General features: G+C 39.5%; 29 protein-coding genes. All 29 read right to left on the reverse strand.

The genetic code is table 11. The features are described 5' to 3' along the window. Positions 1-15: 15 nt before the first annotated feature. The 29 genes from rplQ to rplC all read right to left on the reverse strand — a co-directional run bounded on the left by rplQ (position 16) and on the right by rplC (position 15,203). The gene (rplQ, locus tag NMK93_RS19760; RefSeq protein WP_185213314.1) at positions 16-747 is read right to left on the reverse strand and encodes a 50S ribosomal protein L17; all 732 of its coding nucleotides are present in this window, start codon (positions 745-747) and stop codon (positions 16-18) included. A 97-nt stretch (positions 748-844) separates the two neighbouring features. Further along, positions 845-1,837 carry a DNA-directed RNA polymerase subunit alpha gene (locus NMK93_RS16285; RefSeq protein ID WP_185213313.1) on the reverse strand — a complete coding sequence of 331 codons (993 nt, stop codon included), beginning with the start codon at positions 1,835-1,837 and terminating at the stop codon, positions 845-847. 77 nt (positions 1,838-1,914) lie between these two features. Beyond that, positions 1,915-2,523 (reverse strand): 30S ribosomal protein S4, encoded by a 609-nt coding sequence (gene rpsD / locus NMK93_RS16290; protein ID WP_254529627.1) that lies wholly within the window; start codon positions 2,521-2,523, stop codon positions 1,915-1,917. A gap of 66 nt (positions 2,524-2,589) precedes the next feature. Then, positions 2,590-2,979 (reverse strand): 30S ribosomal protein S11, encoded by a 390-nt coding sequence (gene rpsK / locus NMK93_RS16295; RefSeq protein ID WP_093100381.1) that lies wholly within the window; start codon positions 2,977-2,979, stop codon positions 2,590-2,592. A gap of 10 nt (positions 2,980-2,989) precedes the next feature. Further along, positions 2,990-3,367 (reverse strand): 30S ribosomal protein S13, encoded by a 378-nt coding sequence (gene rpsM / locus NMK93_RS16300; protein ID WP_094257893.1) that lies wholly within the window; start codon positions 3,365-3,367, stop codon positions 2,990-2,992. A 27-nt stretch (positions 3,368-3,394) separates the two neighbouring features. Further along, a complete protein-coding gene (ykgO, locus tag NMK93_RS16305; RefSeq protein WP_013665024.1) occupies positions 3,395-3,511 on the reverse strand; it encodes a type B 50S ribosomal protein L36 in 117 nt (38 codons plus the stop codon). 43 nt (positions 3,512-3,554) lie between these two features. Next, positions 3,555-3,773 (reverse strand): translation initiation factor IF-1, encoded by a 219-nt coding sequence (infA, locus tag NMK93_RS16310; protein WP_021071231.1) that lies wholly within the window; start codon positions 3,771-3,773, stop codon positions 3,555-3,557. 73 nt (positions 3,774-3,846) lie between these two features. Beyond that, positions 3,847-4,629, reverse strand: a complete 783-nt coding sequence (gene map, locus NMK93_RS16315) for a type I methionyl aminopeptidase (RefSeq protein ID WP_185213312.1) — start codon at positions 4,627-4,629, stop codon at positions 3,847-3,849. Positions 4,630-4,635: 6 nt separating this feature from the next. Beyond that, a complete protein-coding gene (gene secY, locus NMK93_RS16320) occupies positions 4,636-5,982 on the reverse strand; it encodes a preprotein translocase subunit SecY (protein ID WP_093100387.1) in 1,347 nt (448 codons plus the stop codon). 6 nt (positions 5,983-5,988) lie between these two features. Continuing rightward, positions 5,989-6,435, reverse strand: coding sequence for a 50S ribosomal protein L15 (gene rplO / locus NMK93_RS16325; protein ID WP_185213311.1), 447 nt, complete (start codon positions 6,433-6,435; stop codon positions 5,989-5,991). A gap of 110 nt (positions 6,436-6,545) precedes the next feature. Next, a complete protein-coding gene (gene rpmD / locus NMK93_RS16330; RefSeq protein ID WP_093100390.1) occupies positions 6,546-6,725 on the reverse strand; it encodes a 50S ribosomal protein L30 in 180 nt (59 codons plus the stop codon). A 4-nt stretch (positions 6,726-6,729) separates the two neighbouring features. Then, the gene (rpsE, locus tag NMK93_RS16335) at positions 6,730-7,248 is read right to left on the reverse strand and encodes a 30S ribosomal protein S5 (protein WP_093100392.1); all 519 of its coding nucleotides are present in this window, start codon (positions 7,246-7,248) and stop codon (positions 6,730-6,732) included. A 12-nt stretch (positions 7,249-7,260) separates the two neighbouring features. Next, positions 7,261-7,614 carry a 50S ribosomal protein L18 gene (rplR, locus tag NMK93_RS16340; protein WP_093100394.1) on the reverse strand — a complete coding sequence of 118 codons (354 nt, stop codon included), beginning with the start codon at positions 7,612-7,614 and terminating at the stop codon, positions 7,261-7,263. 5 nt (positions 7,615-7,619) lie between these two features. After that, positions 7,620-8,174: a 50S ribosomal protein L6 gene (gene rplF, locus NMK93_RS16345; protein WP_185213310.1), complete on the reverse strand. Its 555-nt coding sequence runs from the start codon at positions 8,172-8,174 to the stop codon at positions 7,620-7,622. An 18-nt stretch (positions 8,175-8,192) separates the two neighbouring features. Further along, complete coding sequence (gene rpsH / locus NMK93_RS16350) at positions 8,193-8,594, reverse strand: 30S ribosomal protein S8 (protein WP_229678329.1); 402 nt, start codon at positions 8,592-8,594, stop codon at positions 8,193-8,195. A 137-nt stretch (positions 8,595-8,731) separates the two neighbouring features. Continuing rightward, positions 8,732-9,001 carry a 30S ribosomal protein S14 gene (gene rpsN, locus NMK93_RS16355; protein WP_093100399.1) on the reverse strand — a complete coding sequence of 90 codons (270 nt, stop codon included), beginning with the start codon at positions 8,999-9,001 and terminating at the stop codon, positions 8,732-8,734. Further along, positions 8,994-9,563, reverse strand: coding sequence for a 50S ribosomal protein L5 (rplE, locus tag NMK93_RS16360; RefSeq protein ID WP_185213309.1), 570 nt, complete (start codon positions 9,561-9,563; stop codon positions 8,994-8,996). Before rplE ends, rpsN begins: the two co-directional genes overlap by 8 nt. Then, on the reverse strand, positions 9,563-9,874 hold the full coding sequence (rplX, locus tag NMK93_RS16365) for a 50S ribosomal protein L24 (RefSeq protein WP_254529666.1): 312 nt from the start codon (positions 9,872-9,874) through the stop codon (positions 9,563-9,565). The genes rplE and rplX overlap by 1 nt, the downstream gene beginning before the upstream one ends. Before the next feature lie 35 nt (positions 9,875-9,909). Continuing rightward, a complete protein-coding gene (rplN, locus tag NMK93_RS16370) occupies positions 9,910-10,278 on the reverse strand; it encodes a 50S ribosomal protein L14 (protein WP_002997484.1) in 369 nt (122 codons plus the stop codon). Next, positions 10,278-10,532: a 30S ribosomal protein S17 gene (gene rpsQ, locus NMK93_RS16375; RefSeq protein WP_013665010.1), complete on the reverse strand. Its 255-nt coding sequence runs from the start codon at positions 10,530-10,532 to the stop codon at positions 10,278-10,280. The genes rplN and rpsQ overlap by 1 nt, the downstream gene beginning before the upstream one ends. Before the next feature lie 13 nt (positions 10,533-10,545). Then, on the reverse strand, positions 10,546-10,764 hold the full coding sequence (rpmC, locus tag NMK93_RS16380; protein WP_185213308.1) for a 50S ribosomal protein L29: 219 nt from the start codon (positions 10,762-10,764) through the stop codon (positions 10,546-10,548). 91 nt (positions 10,765-10,855) lie between these two features. After that, positions 10,856-11,278 (reverse strand): 50S ribosomal protein L16, encoded by a 423-nt coding sequence (gene rplP / locus NMK93_RS16385; RefSeq protein WP_094257903.1) that lies wholly within the window; start codon positions 11,276-11,278, stop codon positions 10,856-10,858. Positions 11,279-11,329: 51 nt separating this feature from the next. Next, a complete protein-coding gene (rpsC, locus tag NMK93_RS16390; RefSeq protein WP_094257904.1) occupies positions 11,330-12,112 on the reverse strand; it encodes a 30S ribosomal protein S3 in 783 nt (260 codons plus the stop codon). A gap of 11 nt (positions 12,113-12,123) precedes the next feature. Continuing rightward, on the reverse strand, positions 12,124-12,555 hold the full coding sequence (rplV, locus tag NMK93_RS16395) for a 50S ribosomal protein L22 (protein ID WP_093100409.1): 432 nt from the start codon (positions 12,553-12,555) through the stop codon (positions 12,124-12,126). 6 nt (positions 12,556-12,561) lie between these two features. Further along, positions 12,562-12,828, reverse strand: coding sequence for a 30S ribosomal protein S19 (gene rpsS / locus NMK93_RS16400; protein ID WP_002997495.1), 267 nt, complete (start codon positions 12,826-12,828; stop codon positions 12,562-12,564). Next, entirely contained in the window at positions 12,828-13,652 is an 825-nt protein-coding gene (gene rplB, locus NMK93_RS16405) for a 50S ribosomal protein L2 (RefSeq protein WP_093100410.1), read from the reverse strand. Before rplB ends, rpsS begins: the two co-directional genes overlap by 1 nt. Positions 13,653-13,658: 6 nt before the next feature. Further along, positions 13,659-13,949 (reverse strand): 50S ribosomal protein L23, encoded by a 291-nt coding sequence (rplW, locus tag NMK93_RS16410; RefSeq protein ID WP_093100412.1) that lies wholly within the window; start codon positions 13,947-13,949, stop codon positions 13,659-13,661. Position 13,950: 1 nt separating this feature from the next. Beyond that, positions 13,951-14,580, reverse strand: coding sequence for a 50S ribosomal protein L4 (gene rplD / locus NMK93_RS16415; RefSeq protein ID WP_093100413.1), 630 nt, complete (start codon positions 14,578-14,580; stop codon positions 13,951-13,953). Between the two features lie 5 nt (positions 14,581-14,585). Continuing rightward, a complete protein-coding gene (rplC, locus tag NMK93_RS16420; RefSeq protein ID WP_093100415.1) occupies positions 14,586-15,203 on the reverse strand; it encodes a 50S ribosomal protein L3 in 618 nt (205 codons plus the stop codon). Positions 15,204-15,288: the final 85 nt, after the last annotated feature.

Genomic DNA, 15,288 nt, shown 5'->3' on the forward strand with positions numbered 1-15,288 from the left:
TGATTCGTTTAAAGATTATTCATCAACTTTTTTTCCGCCGTCTAATTCGGCTTTAAGTTTTTCTAATTCTTCAAATTTTCCATCTGCAGCTAATTGTGCTTGTTCAGCCCAAGTAGTAGGATCTGCAGTGTTAAAGTTAGAACCAGCTTCAGTTAAGATTTCTTTAACTTTCTCAGCATCAGTTTTAGCTAATTCAGCGTAAGTTGCAATACCAGCAGCTGCTAATACTTCTGCAATCTTAGGACCGATACCTTCAACAATGGTTAAATCATCGCCAGCTTTAGTAGCTTTTGCCTCTTTTGATTCAGTTGTTGGAGTAGCTTTCTTTTTAGCAGAACCACGACGTCGAGTAGATTTTTTCTCAGTTTGAACAGTTTTACCGTAAATTTCGTTGTAATCAACTAATTCGATAAATGCCATTTCTGCGTTGTCACCCAAACGGTTCTCTAATTTAATGATACGAGTGTAACCTCCTGGACGTGATGCCACTTTTTCTGAAATCTCGCGGAACAAGATAGAAACTGCATCTTTGTCTTTCAAGTAAGCGAATACCGTACGACGTGAGTGTGTAGTGTCGTTTTTAGATTTTGTAATCAAAGGCTCCACATAAGTACGTAACGCTTTTGCTTTTGCTAAAGTCGTAGTAATACGTTTGTGTTTGATCAATGAAGTCGCCATGTTAGCTAACATCGCCTTACGGTGACTGTCAGTGCGGCCTAAGTGATTTACTTTTTTTCCGTGTCTCATTTTAGTTTTGATTTTGTGCGTACCGTTCTTTTTCTATAGACCGTGGTCCAAATACTCCGGAGGAATTACGCAGCAGGTCGCTTATATTATTTAATTATTATTCTTCGTCCAATTTGTATTTAGACAGGTTCATACCAAATGATAAACCTTTTGATTTAACTAACTCTTGAATTTCGCTCAATGATTTTTTACCAAAGTTGCGGAATTTCAACATATCAGCTACATCATATGTAACCAATTCAGCTAAAGTGCGGATATCAGCAGCTTTCAAACAGTTCAATGCACGAACTGAAAGGTCTAAGTCTACTAATTCTGTTTTCAAGATCTTACGCATGTGTAAGATTTCCTCGTCAACTACTTTAGTTTCTTCTTTAGTTTGTGACTCTAACAACATGTTTTCGTCAGAGAACAACATAAAGTGTTGGATCAAGATTTTAGCTGCTTCTTTCAAAGCATCTTCTGGATGAATAGAACCATCAGTAGAGATATCTAACAACAATTTCTCGTAGTCAGTCTTTTGCTCTACACGGTAGTTCTCAATGGTATATTTTACATTCTTAATTGGAGTGTAGATTGAGTCAATCGCAATTACTCCAACAGGACCATCAACCACTTTATTTTCCTCTGCATTAACGTATCCGCGGCCTTTTGCAACTGACAATTCAACTTCTACAGTTACTGAACTATCCATGTTACAGATGACCAAATCAGGATTCAATACAGTAAAATTATTGGAAAACTTCGTAATATCACCAGCTGTAAATTGATCTTGACCATTGATAACCACAAAGATCTTCTCGTTATCGCCTTGCTCACCTGATTTCTGGAAACGTACTTGTTTCAAGTTCAAGATGATCTCTGTAACGTCTTCTACTACGCCTTTAATCGTAGAGAATTCGTGCGACACGCCTGAAAATCTTACCGACGTAATTGCATATCCTTCTAAAGAGGACAATAAAATACGGCGTAAAGCATTACCAATAGTAACTCCAAAACCTGGCTCTAGTGGACGAAATTCAAAGGTACCATCAAAATCAGTTGATTTCTGCATGATAACTTTATCCGGTCTTTGAAATGCTAAAATTGCCATTTATGTTCTTTTAAGTTTATTTACTATTTATGAAAACAACAACATGCATCTATGACAATGCATGTTGTTATTAATTATTATTTAGAGTATAACTCTACAATTAAGTTCTCTTTAATGTTTTCTGGAATATCAGCTCTTTCAGGGAAATTAACGAATGTTCCTGTAAGTTTGTCTGCATCCCAATCCAACCAGCTGAATTTGTTGATTTTTCTTCCAGCTACTGAGTTTACGATTGCCTCTAATGATTGAGAACGCTCGCGAACTGCAATAACATCACCTGGACGGATACCGTATGATGGAATGTTAACTACTTGACCGTTAACAGTAATGTGCTTGTGCGAAACTAATTGACGAGCAGATGAACGTGTAGGAGCGATTCCTAAACGGTAAACGATGTTATCTAAACGTGCTTCTAATAATTTCAAGAAGTTCTCACCTGTAACACCTTGTTTTGCTGCTGCCTTAGCAAATAGGTTAGCGAATTGACGCTCTAATACACCGTAAGTGTATTTTGCTTTTTGCTTTTCTAACAACTGAATAGCGTATTCAGATTGTTTACCTCTTCTTTTTGATGGTCCGTGCTGACCTGGAGGATAATTCTTTTTTTCTAATGCCTTATCTGGGCCGAAAATTGGCTCTCTAAATTTACGAGCTATTTTGGACTTAGGTCCTGTATATCTTGCCATTTCTTATTCTGTTTGAAGTATCAATCAGCCTATAGCTGACGAATCTTATCTTAAACAAATCTGTTATTAAACTCTTCTGCGTTTTGGAGGACGACAACCGTTGTGAGGAAGTGGAGTAATATCCTTGATCGTGGTTACGTCGATACCAATACCTTGCAATGAACGGATAGCTGACTCACGTCCAGCGCCCGGACCTTTTACGAAAACTTCAACTTTACGCAATCCTAAATCATGTGCAACTTTACCACAGTCTGATGCAGCTTGTGATGCAGCGTATGGAGTGTTCTTTTTAGAACCTTTAAAGCCCATTTTACCAGCTGATGACCATGAAATTGTTTGACCTTGATTGTTAGTCAAAGTTACGATGATGTTGTTAAAAGTAGCGTTGATATGAGCTTGTCCTACAGGCTCGATAACTACGATACGTTTTTTAGTAACTTTTTTACTTTTAGCCATTTCTTACTTATTATTTAGTAGCTTTTTTCTTGTTTGCAACTGTCTTACGTTTACCTTTTCTGGTACGAGAGTTATTCTTAGTACGTTGTCCACGAACTGGAAGGTGTTTACGGTGGCGTAATCCACGGTAACAACCAATATCCATTAAACGTTTAATGTTCAACTGAACCTCTGAACGTAAAGCGCCTTCTACCTTAATCTCATCATTGATGATTGTACGGATAGCTGCTAATTGATCATCATTCCATTCTTGAACCTTTACATCTTGACTGATGCCTGCTTTCTCTAGGATATAAGCAGCAGTAGAACGACCAATACCGAAAATATAGGTAAGGCCAATGATGCCTCTTTTGTTTTTAGGTAAATCTATACCTGAGATCCTTGCCATATAATATTTTAAGCGATTATGTTAAAATTAACCCTGACGTTGTTTGAACTTAGGGTTCTTTTTATTGATTACAAATACTTTTCCTTTACGACGGATAATCTTACAATCCGCACTACGTTTTTTTATTGATGCTCTAACTTTCATTACAGTAAATTTTTAAAAGCTATTTTATTGAAGAAACTTACGTTTACTTATAGCGGTATGTAATTCTTCCTTTTGTTAAGTCGTATGGTGACATCTCTAACTTCACTTTGTCACCTGGTAATATTTTAATATAATGCATGCGCATTTTTCCAGAGATATGTGCAATGATTTCATGCCCATTCTCTAATTCTACGCGAAACATCGCGTTAGAAAGCGCTTCTTTGATTATGCCGTCTTGCTCAATCGAGGCTTGTTTAGCCATATAATCTATTATTTTAAATGATGATATACCCGCAAACAGGAGTGCAAAGATAAATAAAATAATTGAATACCAACTACTTTTTATTTAAAACTTTCTCTATCGCGTCAAAATTCAAAAGCACGTCCGGACTACCTTTTCTGATCGCCACCATCTGTTCAAAGTGTGCAGAAAGCTTTCCATCAACTGTACTCACTGTCCAACCATCATCCCAGAACTTGACCCCCGCCTTACCGGCATTGATCATCGGTTCGATACAGATTACCAATCCTTCTTCCAACTTCGGACCTGAACCACGTTTCCCGTAATTCGGAACCTCAGGTTTTTCGTGCAAATGAAAACCAACACCATGTCCTACCAATTCACGAACAATCCCATAGCGATATGGTGTTACATATTCCTGAACGGCAGCTGAAATATCGCCGACACGTTTCCCTGCGATTGCTTGATCGATCCCCGCTTGCAACGAACCTTTTGTTACTTCTAACAATTGTTTCGCCTCCTCAGAAATCTCTCCTACAGCAAAAGTATAAGCAGAATCACTGATAAAACCATTCAAATTCACCCCACCGTCAACCGTTACGATATCCCCATCTTTCAGAACATAGTCACTCGGAAATCCGTGCACGACCTGGTCGTTCACAGAAATACACAATGAATAAGGAAAGCCTTGATAGTTCAAGAAAGCTGGAGTCCCTTTATGATCTTTAATAAAATCAAAGGCAAACTTATCTAGGGATAAGGTCGTGATGCCCGGTTTTACTAATCCTGCAATTTCAGCAAGTAACTGCGAGAGTACATTTGCTGACTCTCGCACTTGCTCAATTTCATCTGCTGTTTTATAATATACTTTAGACATTCAAAATTATAATGCGGATTGATCATAGCCTTCAACTGTAGTCGCAGTGCTTCTACCTTTGACGCGGCCTGTTTTCATCAACCCATCATAATGACGCATTAACAAATGACTCTCAATTTGCTGAATCGTATCCAGTACAACACCTACTAAGATCAATAGGGATGTACCACCATAGAAATGCGCAAATTGATTGTTTACTCCAAATAATGTTGCAATTGCCGGCAAGATCGCAATGATCGCCACAAATACAGCACCAGGGAAGGTAATATGTGATATTACGTTGTCGATAAACAAGTTGGTCTCATAACCTGGCTTAATGCCCGGAATAAAACCACCGTTCTTCTTCATGTCCTCAGACATCTGCTGTGGGTTCACCATAATCGCTGTATAGAAGAAGGTAAATGCAATGATCAACAAGGCAAATACCACATTATACGTTACGGATGTATAGTTACTCAACGAGTTCAGGAAATCTGACTGGACGTTCGGGAAGAACTGGGTCAACGACATCGGTAAAAACATAATCGCCTGAGCGAAAATGATTGGCATTACACCCGCCGCATTTACCTTTAAAGGAATGTATTGACGCACACCACCAATCTGTTTGTTACCAACGATTTTCTTCGCGTATTGTACAGGGATCTTACGAACACCTTGTACAACCAAGATCGTGAAGATCACGACGAAAAACAGAGCGACAAACTCCAATAACAATGGAATAGGACCACCACCACTCGGGCTCATTCTGGATGCCCACTCTGCAGTAATACCTGCAGGAAGCTGAGCAATAATACCAGCCATAATGATTAATGAAATACCATTACCAATTCCTTTATCGGTAATCTTTTCACCTAGCCACATCACAAACAATGTACCCGCTGTCAAAACAACTGCTGATAGAATGGAGAACATTGGATCCGCAATAGTCTTAGCTTCTGGTCCGATTTGAGTCTTCACATAGGCTACGGCTTGAACCAACGTAATCGCTACGGTAAGGTAACGAGTGATGTTGTTCATTTTCTTACGGCCAGATTCACCTTCTTTCTGCATCTTTTGAAAAGCAGGAACAGCAATCCCCAATAGCTGAACTACGATAGATGCCGAGATATAAGGCATAACACCAAGAGCAAAGATCGCCGCACGGGAGAAGGATCCCCCAGCAAACATATTGATCAAGTTCATGATGTCATTACCACCTTCTCTGTTTACTACCAACGCTTCTGGATTGACACCTGGTAAAACCACGTGACAACCAACGCGGTATATTAAAAGAAATAGTAACGTATTAAGAATACGGTTACGTAATTCTTCTATCTTCCATATATTGGTTAAGGTTGTGATTAGTTTCTTCATGTATTATTACAATTTAACGATAGAACCACCTGCTGCTTCGATAGCTTTTTGTGCTGAAGCTGAAAATGCATGGGCCTTTACTTCTACTTTTGCGCTGAACTCGCCACGACCTAAGATTTTAATCAAGTCATTTTTTGAAACTAATCCGTGCTCTTTCAAAGTATCGAAATCTACAGTGGTTAAGCTGTATTTCTCAACGATAGCTTGTAAAACATCTAAGTTAACACCTACATATTCTACACGGTTGATGTTCTTAAAACCAAATTTAGGTACACGACGTTGAAGAGGCATTTGACCACCTTCGAAACCGATCTTCGTAGAGTTACCTGAACGGGAACCTGCTCCTTTGTGACCACGTGTTGATGTACCACCACGGCCAGATCCTTGTCCACGACCAATACGTTTTTTAGTTTTAATTGAACCAGCTGCTGGTTTTAGATTACTTAAGTTCATTTTTAATCAAATTGTGCTACGCCTTCGCTCTCACTAAACAGGCCTTAGCATTCCATAAATTTATTAACAAAGAATGGAAAGGAAGTGAGTATCCTTTCCATCTATTCTTATTAAATGGACTCTACAGCCACTAGGTGGTTCACTTTACGAACCATACCAATGATTGCTGCTGTAGCTTCAACTTCTACCGAATGGTTGATCTTTTTCAAACCTAATGCTTCGATAGTTTTCTTTTGGCGCTCGCTTCTGTCGATAACGCTCTTTATCTGGGTGATTTTAATTTTTGCCATGATATTAACCGTTAAATACTTTGTTTAAATCGACACCACGTGTTTGCGCTACTGTATAAGCGTCACGCATATTAGCTAATGCATCGATTGTTGCTTTTACCACGTTGTGTGGGTTTGAAGAACCTAATGATTTTGCTAATACGTCTGTAATGCCTGCAGACTCCAATACCGCACGCATAGCACCACCTGCCAATACTCCGGTACCACTTACAGCTGGTTTGATCAAAACTGAACCACCTGAATATTTACCGTATTGCTCGTGAGGTACTGTACCTTTGATAATAGGAACCTTTACTAAGTTTTTCTTTGCATCATCGATACCTTTAGTGATAGCTTCAGTAACCTCTTTAGCTTTTCCTAATCCGTATCCTACGATACCGTTCTCATCTCCAACTACAACAATAGCTGAGAAACTGAAGGTACGACCACCTTTGGTCACCTTGGCTACGCGCTGGATGCTTACTAAGCGATCTTTTAATTCGATTTCGCTTGATTTTACTCTTTTAATATTGCTTAATGCCATTTTCTTCTTTAATTAAAAGTCTAAACCGCCTTCGCGAGCACCTTCAGCCAATGATTTGATACGGCCATGGTATAAGTACCCATTACGGTCAAAAACTACTTTGCTAATTCCTGCTGCAACCGCTTTCTCAGCAACTAATTTACCTACTTCTTTCGATTGATCTACTTTGTTTCCTGATCCAGCAAACTCTTTTGACAAAGTGGATGCTGAAGCAATTGTTTTACCAGTTGTATCGTCGATGATCTGTGCGTAGATGCCTTTGTTACTTCTAAAAACCGTCAAACGAGGACGTTCAGTTGATCCAGCCAGGTGTTTTCTAATTCCTTTTTTGATTCGCTCTCTGCGAGTTGATTTAATTCCTGCCATGGTTATTATTTTTTAGCTGATTTACCTGCTTTTCTTCTCAATACTTCACCTGCAAACTTGATACCTTTACCTTTGTATGGCTCTGGCTTACGGAAGCTACGGATTTTCGCCGCTACTTGACCGATCAATTGTTTGTCGATAGATTCCAAAGTGATAGTTGGGTTCTTACCCTTATCAGCAGTTGTTGTTACTTTAATTTCCTGTGGCAATACGAATACAATCTGGTGAGAGAAACCTAAAGTTAACTCTAGCGTATTACCTGTGTTTGCTGCACGGTAACCAACACCAACTAGTTCTTGGGTAGTTTTGTATCCCTCGGTTACACCTACAACCATATTGCTCAATAGGGCGCGGTATAATCCATGTAATGCTTTGTGCTTCTTTTGTTCTGTTGAACGTGACACTACGATATTACCATCTTCTTCTTTAACGGTAATGTCGCGGTCTACTTGTTGTGTTAATTCACCTTTAGGGCCTTTAACAGTTACCAGATTCTTATCTGATACTGTAACCGTTACACCAGAAGGTATAGCGATAGGCGCTTTTCCAATTCTTGACATTCTGTGCTTTTTCCTAGATTAATAAATGTAACATAAAACCTCTCCACCAACGTTTTGTACGGCAGCTTCTTTGTCTGACATTACTCCTTTCGAAGTAGACAAAATCGCAATTCCTAAACCGTTTAATACACGAGGGATGCTGTCAACACTTGCATACTTTCTTAAACCAGGTTTACTCACACGTGTCAATGTGCGAATAGCCGGTACTTTGCTAATTGGATGGTATTTCAAGGCAATCTTGATGGAACCTTGAGGACCTTCTTCAATAAATTTGTAGTTAGCAATGTAACCTTTGTCGAAAAGAACTTTTGTGATTTCTTTTTTAAGGTTCGATGCAGGAATTTCAACAACCCTGTGGTTGGCCTTGATGGCATTCCTTACTCGGGTAAGGTAATCCGCTATTGGATCTGTATTCATTATGTATAAAATTGTGATAATGGTTTCCATGACTAACCGAAGCCACAGACCTTTTATCGGTTAAAATATTGCATTGCAAAAAAAACCCGATAAACCACAGTTCGTGGTTTATCCGGGCAAAAGTAATTATATTTTTTTGATTACCAAGAAGCTTTTTTCACTCCCGGGATTTTTCCGTCTAAGGCCATCTCACGGAATGTTACACGGGAGATACCGAATTGACGCATATATCCTTTTGGACGTCCAGTTAATTTACAACGGTTGTGCAATCTTACTGGTGACGCATTCTTTGGTAATTTATCTAAAGCTGCATAATCACCTGCTGCTTTTAAAGCCGCACGTTTCTCTGCAAATTTTGCTACTAATTTCTGACGCTTTACTTCGCGTGCTTTTAATCCTTCTTTAGCCATTGTTATTCGTGTTTTGGTTTTTGAATGGTAAACCGAATTGTTTCAATAATTCTAAAGCTTCGATATCGTTCTTAGCTGAAGTTACGAAAGTGATATCCATACCTTGGATCTTGTTGATCTTGTCAATGTTGATCTCAGGGAAGATGATCTGCTCAGTAATACCCAAATTGTAGTTACCATGTCCATCAAATCCTTTATCGTTGATTCCACGGAAGTCACGGATACGTGGTAAAGAAACCGCGATTAAACGATCTAAGAATTCGTACATATTGTTGTCACGTAAAGTTACGCGAGCACCAATTGGCATACCTTTACGCAATTTGAAGTTCGAGATATCTTTCTTGGATTTCGTAGGAACTGCTTGCTGACCAGTGATCGTCGTCAATTCTGTGATAGAGTTGTCGATCAATTTCTTGTCTGCTGTAGCGGCACCAATACCTTGTGATACTACGATTTTCTCCAGTTTAGGAACTTGCATAACGCTCTTATACTGGAATTTTTCCTTAAGCGCTGTACGGATATCTTCCGCATATTTCGCTTTTAATCTTGGTACGTAAGTCATTATTTAATTTCCTCCCCTGATTTTTTTGCGTAACGAACTATTTTACCATCTGCATTAACTTTACGTCCAACACGGGTAGGATTACCTGTCTTAGGATCGATTAAAGCTAAGTTAGAGATGTTGATTGCAGCTTCTTTCTCGATGATACCACCGTTCGGGTTAGCTGCGCTAGGTTTAGTGTGTTTCTTAACAATGTTAGCGCCTTCAACAACCGCTCTGTTAGTTTCAAAAATAACTTGTAATACTTTACCTTGAACACCTTTAGAGTTACCAGCGATAACTTTCACTAAATCTCCACTTTTGATCTTGATCTTGTGAGTAGTTTTGTTTGTTTTCTTTGCCATAATTATAAAACCTCCGGTGCTAATGATACAATTTTCATGAACTGTTTCTCACGCAATTCTCTGGCAACTGGGCCGAAGATACGTGTTCCGCGTGGTTCATCGTTATTATTTAACAATACTGCAGCGTTGTCATCGAAGCGAATGTAAGAACCATCTTTACGACGGATCTCTTTTTTCGTACGTACTACAACTGCTTTTGAAACTGATCCTTTTTTCACGTTTCCTGAAGGTAGTGCGCTCTTAACGGTAACAACAATTTTATCACCGATAGATGCATAACGCTTGCGCGTACCGCCTAACACACGGATTACTAAAACTTCTTTAGCTCCGCTGTTGTCAGCTACATTTAGTCTTGATTCCTGTTGTACCATTATTTAGCCCTTTCTAAAATTTCTACTAATCTCCAGTTCTTAGTTTTACTCAGCGGACGTGTCTCCATAATTAATACCGTATCGCCGATACCGCAGGTATTTTGTTCGTCATGAGCTTTAAATTTAGTAGTTTTCTTAACGAATTTACCGTAAATAGGGTGCTTTACTTTACGTTCAACAGCCACTACGATAGATTTGTCCATCTTGTTGCTAACTACTAAGCCGATTCTTGTTTTTCTTAAATTTCTTTCCATTTCGACTTTAATTTTATGCCTCAGCGGCTGTTTCAGATTTTGCTGCATTAGTACGCTTTGAAATCTCGGTAGAGATACGAGCGATAGTTTTGCGAGCTGCTTTGATCACGTTTGGATTCTCAATAGCAGAAACAGCATGTGCAAATTTCAATTTGTTCAAGGCAGCTTTCTCTTCAGCAAGACGAGCTGTTAAATCCTCAGTTGATAATTCTACGATTTCTGAATTTTTCATTTTTCAATTTGTTGTGCCGGGTTATCTCGAGTGTTAAACGGCCTTACTGGTAACGGCAGTAAGGCTGAACTCTTGACATTACCGACGATTATTATGCTTCAACGTAATCTCTACGTATCACAAATTTCGTTTGAACCGGTAATTTTTGTGCAGCTAAGCGTAATGCTTCTTTAGCGATTTCCAATGGAACGCCTTCTGCCTCAAATAACATACGGCCTGGGCGCACTACGGCTACCCAATATTCTGGAGCACCCTTACCTTTACCCATACGTACCTCTGCAGGTTTCTTGGTAACAGGTTTGTCAGGGAAAATGCGGATCCAAACTTGTCCTTCACGCTTCATATAACGTGTTACCGCAATACGAGCTGCCTCAATCTGACGGCTTGTGATCCATGCTGGTTCCATTGATTTGATACCGAAAGATCCGAAAGCTAATTCCGCTCCACGAGTGGCATTACCTTTCATGCGGCCTTTCTGCATCTTTCTGAACTTCGTTCTTTTTGGCTGTAACATGTTCGTATTTTTTTAAATCTGTTGAACAGATAATCTAAATCTTGTTATTAATTAATCTCTTTTACCTCCACGGTTGTTGTCACGGCGTCCGCCACGGTTTCCACCGCGACCTCCACGGTTGTCACGACGGTTGTTGTTATCACCACCTTCGTTGCCACCACGTGATTTTACGCCTGATGCTTGACCAATGTTTGGAGATAAATCTCTCTTACCGTAAACTTCACCTTTACAGATCCAAACTTTTACGCCAATCTTACCGTAAGTTGTCAATGCTTCTGCTAATGCATAATCGATATCTGCACGCAATGTGTGTAGAGGAGTTCTTCCTTCTTTGTACTGCTCGGTACGTGCCATCTCAGCACCACCTAAACGACCTGAACACATTACCTTGATACCTTCTGCTCCCATACGCATTGTAGATGCAATCGCAGTCTTCATTGCACGACGGAATGAAATACGTGCCTCTAATTGCTTAGCAATGCCTTCTGCAACTAGTTTTGCGTCTAATTCTGGGCGTTTGATCTCAAAAATGTTGATCTGAACATCTTTCTTAGTTAATTTCTTTAACTCTTCTTTGATCTTATCAACTTCTTGACCACCTTTACCAATTACGATTCCTGGACGTGCAGTATGGATCGTTACAGTGATACGTTTCAACGTTCTCTCAATAACAACTTTTGCTACACCGCCTTTTGCGATACGTACAGAAAGATATTTTCTTATTTTTTCGTCCTCAACCAACTTATCAGAATAGTTGTTGCCTCCGAACCAATTAGAATCCCATCCTTTGATGATTCCTAATCTGCTACCTATTGGATTTGCTTTTTGTCCCATTCTTAATATAATTAGTTGTTAACGTTATTAATACTGTCTACTACCAAAGTTACATGGTTTGAACGCTTGCGAATTCTATAGCCACGACCTTGTGGTGCTGGACGTAATCTCTTCAATTGACGACCGCCACCTACAGATACTTCCTTAACAAACAATCCACCGTCTTCTACTGAAGAACCTTCGTTGTGAGCTTCCCAGTTCTTGATCGCTGATAATAATAATTTCTCAACGCGGATTGAAGCTTCTTTTCCTGAATGTTTAAGGATGTAAAGAGCGTTCTCTACTTTCTGTCCACGGATAAGATCCACTACTAGACGCATCTTACGAGGTGAAGTAGGGCAATTCAATAACTTGGCAGTAGAAGCTCCTCCTACTTGAGCTTTTGCCTGCTCCTTGCGCTGCTTAATTAAAACAGACTTTTTGAGTTTTTTTGTTGCTTCCATTACCTATTATTTTTTCTTTTCTGCGTGGCCTCTGAAAGTACGCGTAGGCGCAAATTCACCAAGCTTGTGACCAACCATATTTTCTGTTACATAAACCGGAATGAATTTATTCCCGTTGTGCACTGCGAAGGTATGACCAACAAAATCAGGTGAAATCATTGATCTACGAGACCAAGTTTTGATTACTGATTTCTTGTTTGTTTCATTCATAGAAAGAACTTTTCTTTCTAAGTTGTGATCGATATAAGGACCTTTTTTAATTGAACGAGCCATTATTTTTTCCTTCTCTCAATGATGTAACGATTCGATGTTTTCTTCTTGTAGCGTGTTTTGTAGCCTTTAGCTAATACACCTGTGCGTGAGCGTGGGTGACCTCCTGATGAACGTCCTTCACCACCTCCCATAGGGTGATCAACCGGGTTCATCGCAACACCACGAACTCTAGGACGACGACCTAACCAACGTTTACGACCTGCTTTACCCAATACTTGGTTTGCTTTCTCTGCGTTCGATACCGAACCGATCGTAGCAACACATGTCAATAAAATCATACGAGTCTCGCCTGAAGGCAATTTGATAATAGCATACTTACCATCACGTGCAGACAATTGTGCATATGTACCTGCTGAACGTGCAATGGAACCACCTTGTCCTGGATTCAACTCAATGTTGTGGATGATCGAACCCAATGGGATGTTTGCCAATGGCATAGTATTACCTACTTCTGGGGCTACTGATTCGCCTGCAATCACTGTCTGACCTACTGTTAATCCAGCTGGTGCAATGATGTAACGTTTCTCTCCATCTGCGTAGTGCAATAAAGCAATACGTGCAGTACGATTTGGATCGTACTCAATGGTAGCAACTTTTGCAGGGATATCTTTTTTATCGCGTTTGAAATCTATTAATCGGTATGATTTTTTGTGTCCCCCACCGATGTAACGCATAGTCATTTTACCGGAGTTATTACGACCACCTGATTTCTTGATGCTAACTACTAATGATTTCTCAGGTACGTTAGTTGTAACGTCTGAATAATCAGCACCTACTCTGAAGCGAGTACCAGGGGTAACCGGTTTGAATCTTTTAACTGCCATTTCTTATTATAGTGTACTGTAAAAGTCAATAGTTTCACCATCTTTAACTGTAATGATGGCCTTTTTATATTTAGGGCTTCTTCCGGATACAAATCCTGCTTTAGTGTAACGGCTTTTTGCCTTACCTGCAACAACTGCTGTGTTTACTGCTAATACAGTAACACCAAACATTTGCTCTACTGCAGCTTTGATTTGAATCTTGTTTGCTCTATGATCTACTTTGAAAGCGTAACGGTTTAATTTTTCCGTTAACAATGAAGCTTTCTCAGTTAAAATAGGTTTTTTGATAATCTCCATATTATTTAGCGAATGCTTCCTCCAAAGTTTTAACAGAATCAGCAGTTAACAATAATTTCGTAGCGTTCAATACATCATATGTATTCAAATCTGATGCTACGATAACTTTTGCTTTCTTCAAGTTTCTGCTTGATAAATAAACATTGTTATTGTATGCTGGCAATACTAATAAAGTTTTCTCGTCAGCAAGGTTTAACGCATTAACTAAAGCAACGTAGTTCTTAGTTTTGATCGAATCGAAGTTAACTTCATCCAATACCACAACATTGTTCTCTTGTGCTTTGTAAGATAATGCAGATTTACGTGCTAATTGCTTTAATTTTTTGTTCAATTTGAAGCTATAGTCACGAGGTTGAGGACCGAATACACGACCACCACCGTTAAACAATGGAGATTTGATAGAACCCGCACGAGCACCACCTGTTCCTTTTTGTTTGTGTAATTTACGAGTTGAACCCGCGATCTCATTACGTTGTTTTGATTTGTGTGTACCTTGGCGTTGGTTCGCTAAGTATTGTTTCACATCTAAATAGATCGCATGGTCGCTTGGCTTTACACCGAATACTGACTCAGGAAGTTGCACCTTGGCACCTGTTTCTTTTCCTGATAAATTTAATACTTTAACTTCCATCTCTACTATTTGTCTACGATTACATATGAACCCTTAGCTCCTGGTACGGAACCACTAACAACAATTAGGTTTTGTTCTGCGTAAACTTTCAAAATCTGTAAGTTTTGAACTTTTACTCTCTCGCCACCTGTACGACCCGCCATACGCATTCCTTTGAATACTCTTGAAGGCCAAGATGAAGCTCCCAATGAACCCGGTGCACGTAGTCTGTTGTGCTGACCGTGAGTCGCACCACCTACACCACCAAAGCCATGACGCTTCATTACACCTTGAAATCCTTTACCTTTTGAAGTACCGACTACATCTACGTACTCGCCTTCTTCAAATAAAGTAACATCAACGATGTCTCCTAGTTGTTTCTCATCTGTGAAAGTTTTGAATTCAACTAGTTTACGCTTAGGACTAACTCCTGCCTTTGCAAAATGTCCTTTTAGAGGAGCCGTCGTGTTCTTTTCCTTAGCTTCATCAAAGCCAAGTTGAACTGCCGAATAACCATCCTTCTCTTCCGTACGTATCTGCGTAACCACGCACGGCCCAGCCTCGATTACTGTACAAGGGATATTCTTCCCTTCAGCATTGAACAGGCTGGTCATTCCTACTTTTTTACCAATAATTCCTGACATGTTATAAATTAATTAATTAAACGTCCATCGAAGCAGTAGGGCTTCGCTCAAGACACAATTCCCCATTTAGGGACTGCAAAAGTAC

This window comes from Sphingobacterium sp. LZ7M1, from assembly GCF_024296865.1.
In the GTDB taxonomy this organism is placed as follows: domain Bacteria; phylum Bacteroidota; class Bacteroidia; order Sphingobacteriales; family Sphingobacteriaceae; genus Sphingobacterium.

Coding starts and splice junctions, on each gene's coding strand:
- rplQ (WP_185213314.1), bottom strand. CDS start 747: ATGAGACACGGAAAAAAAGTAAATCACTTAGGCCGCACTGACAGTCAC.
- NMK93_RS16285 (WP_185213313.1), bottom strand. CDS start 1,837: ATGGCAATTTTAGCATTTCAAAGACCGGATAAAGTTATCATGCAGAAA.
- rpsD (WP_254529627.1), bottom strand. CDS start 2,523: ATGGCAAGATATACAGGACCTAAGTCCAAAATAGCTCGTAAATTTAGA.
- rpsK (WP_093100381.1), bottom strand. CDS start 2,979: ATGGCTAAAAGTAAAAAAGTTACTAAAAAACGTATCGTAGTTATCGAG.
- rpsM (WP_094257893.1), bottom strand. CDS start 3,367: ATGGCAAGGATCTCAGGTATAGATTTACCTAAAAACAAAAGAGGCATC.
- ykgO (WP_013665024.1), bottom strand. CDS start 3,511: ATGAAAGTTAGAGCATCAATAAAAAAACGTAGTGCGGATTGTAAGATT.
- infA (WP_021071231.1), bottom strand. CDS start 3,773: ATGGCTAAACAAGCCTCGATTGAGCAAGACGGCATAATCAAAGAAGCG.
- map (WP_185213312.1), bottom strand. CDS start 4,629: ATGTCTAAAGTATATTATAAAACAGCAGATGAAATTGAGCAAGTGCGA.
- secY (WP_093100387.1), bottom strand. CDS start 5,982: ATGAAGAAACTAATCACAACCTTAACCAATATATGGAAGATAGAAGAA.
- rplO (WP_185213311.1), bottom strand. CDS start 6,435: ATGAACTTAAGTAATCTAAAACCAGCAGCTGGTTCAATTAAAACTAAA.
- rpmD (WP_093100390.1), bottom strand. CDS start 6,725: ATGGCAAAAATTAAAATCACCCAGATAAAGAGCGTTATCGACAGAAGC.
- rpsE (WP_093100392.1), bottom strand. CDS start 7,248: ATGGCATTAAGCAATATTAAAAGAGTAAAATCAAGCGAAATCGAATTA.
- rplR (WP_093100394.1), bottom strand. CDS start 7,614: ATGGCAGGAATTAAATCAACTCGCAGAGAGCGAATCAAAAAAGGAATT.
- rplF (WP_185213310.1), bottom strand. CDS start 8,174: ATGTCAAGAATTGGAAAAGCGCCTATCGCTATACCTTCTGGTGTAACG.
- rpsN (WP_093100399.1), bottom strand. CDS start 9,001: ATGGCTAAAGAAGGATTAAAAGCACGCGAAGTAAAGCGTCAGAAATTA.
- rplE (WP_185213309.1), bottom strand. CDS start 9,563: ATGACTTACGTACCAAGATTAAAAGCGAAATATGCGGAAGATATCCGT.
- rplN (WP_002997484.1), bottom strand. CDS start 10,278: ATGGTACAACAGGAATCAAGACTAAATGTAGCTGACAACAGCGGAGCT.
- rpsQ (WP_013665010.1), bottom strand. CDS start 10,532: ATGGAAAGAAATTTAAGAAAAACAAGAATCGGCTTAGTAGTTAGCAAC.
- rpmC (WP_185213308.1), bottom strand. CDS start 10,764: ATGAAAAATTCAGAAATCGTAGAATTATCAACTGAGGATTTAACAGCT.
- rplP (WP_094257903.1), bottom strand. CDS start 11,278: ATGTTACAGCCAAAAAGAACGAAGTTCAGAAAGATGCAGAAAGGCCGC.
- rpsC (WP_094257904.1), bottom strand. CDS start 12,112: ATGGGACAAAAAGCAAATCCAATAGGTAGCAGATTAGGAATCATCAAA.
- rplV (WP_093100409.1), bottom strand. CDS start 12,555: ATGGAAGCAACAAAAAAACTCAAAAAGTCTGTTTTAATTAAGCAGCGC.
- rpsS (WP_002997495.1), bottom strand. CDS start 12,828: ATGGCTCGTTCAATTAAAAAAGGTCCTTATATCGATCACAACTTAGAA.
- rplB (WP_093100410.1), bottom strand. CDS start 13,652: ATGGCAGTTAAAAGATTCAAACCGGTTACCCCTGGTACTCGCTTCAGA.
- rplW (WP_093100412.1), bottom strand. CDS start 13,949: ATGGAGATTATCAAAAAACCTATTTTAACTGAGAAAGCTTCATTGTTA.
- rplD (WP_093100413.1), bottom strand. CDS start 14,580: ATGGAAGTTAAAGTATTAAATTTATCAGGAAAAGAAACAGGTGCCAAG.
- rplC (WP_093100415.1), bottom strand. CDS start 15,203: ATGTCAGGAATTATTGGTAAAAAAGTAGGAATGACCAGCCTGTTCAAT.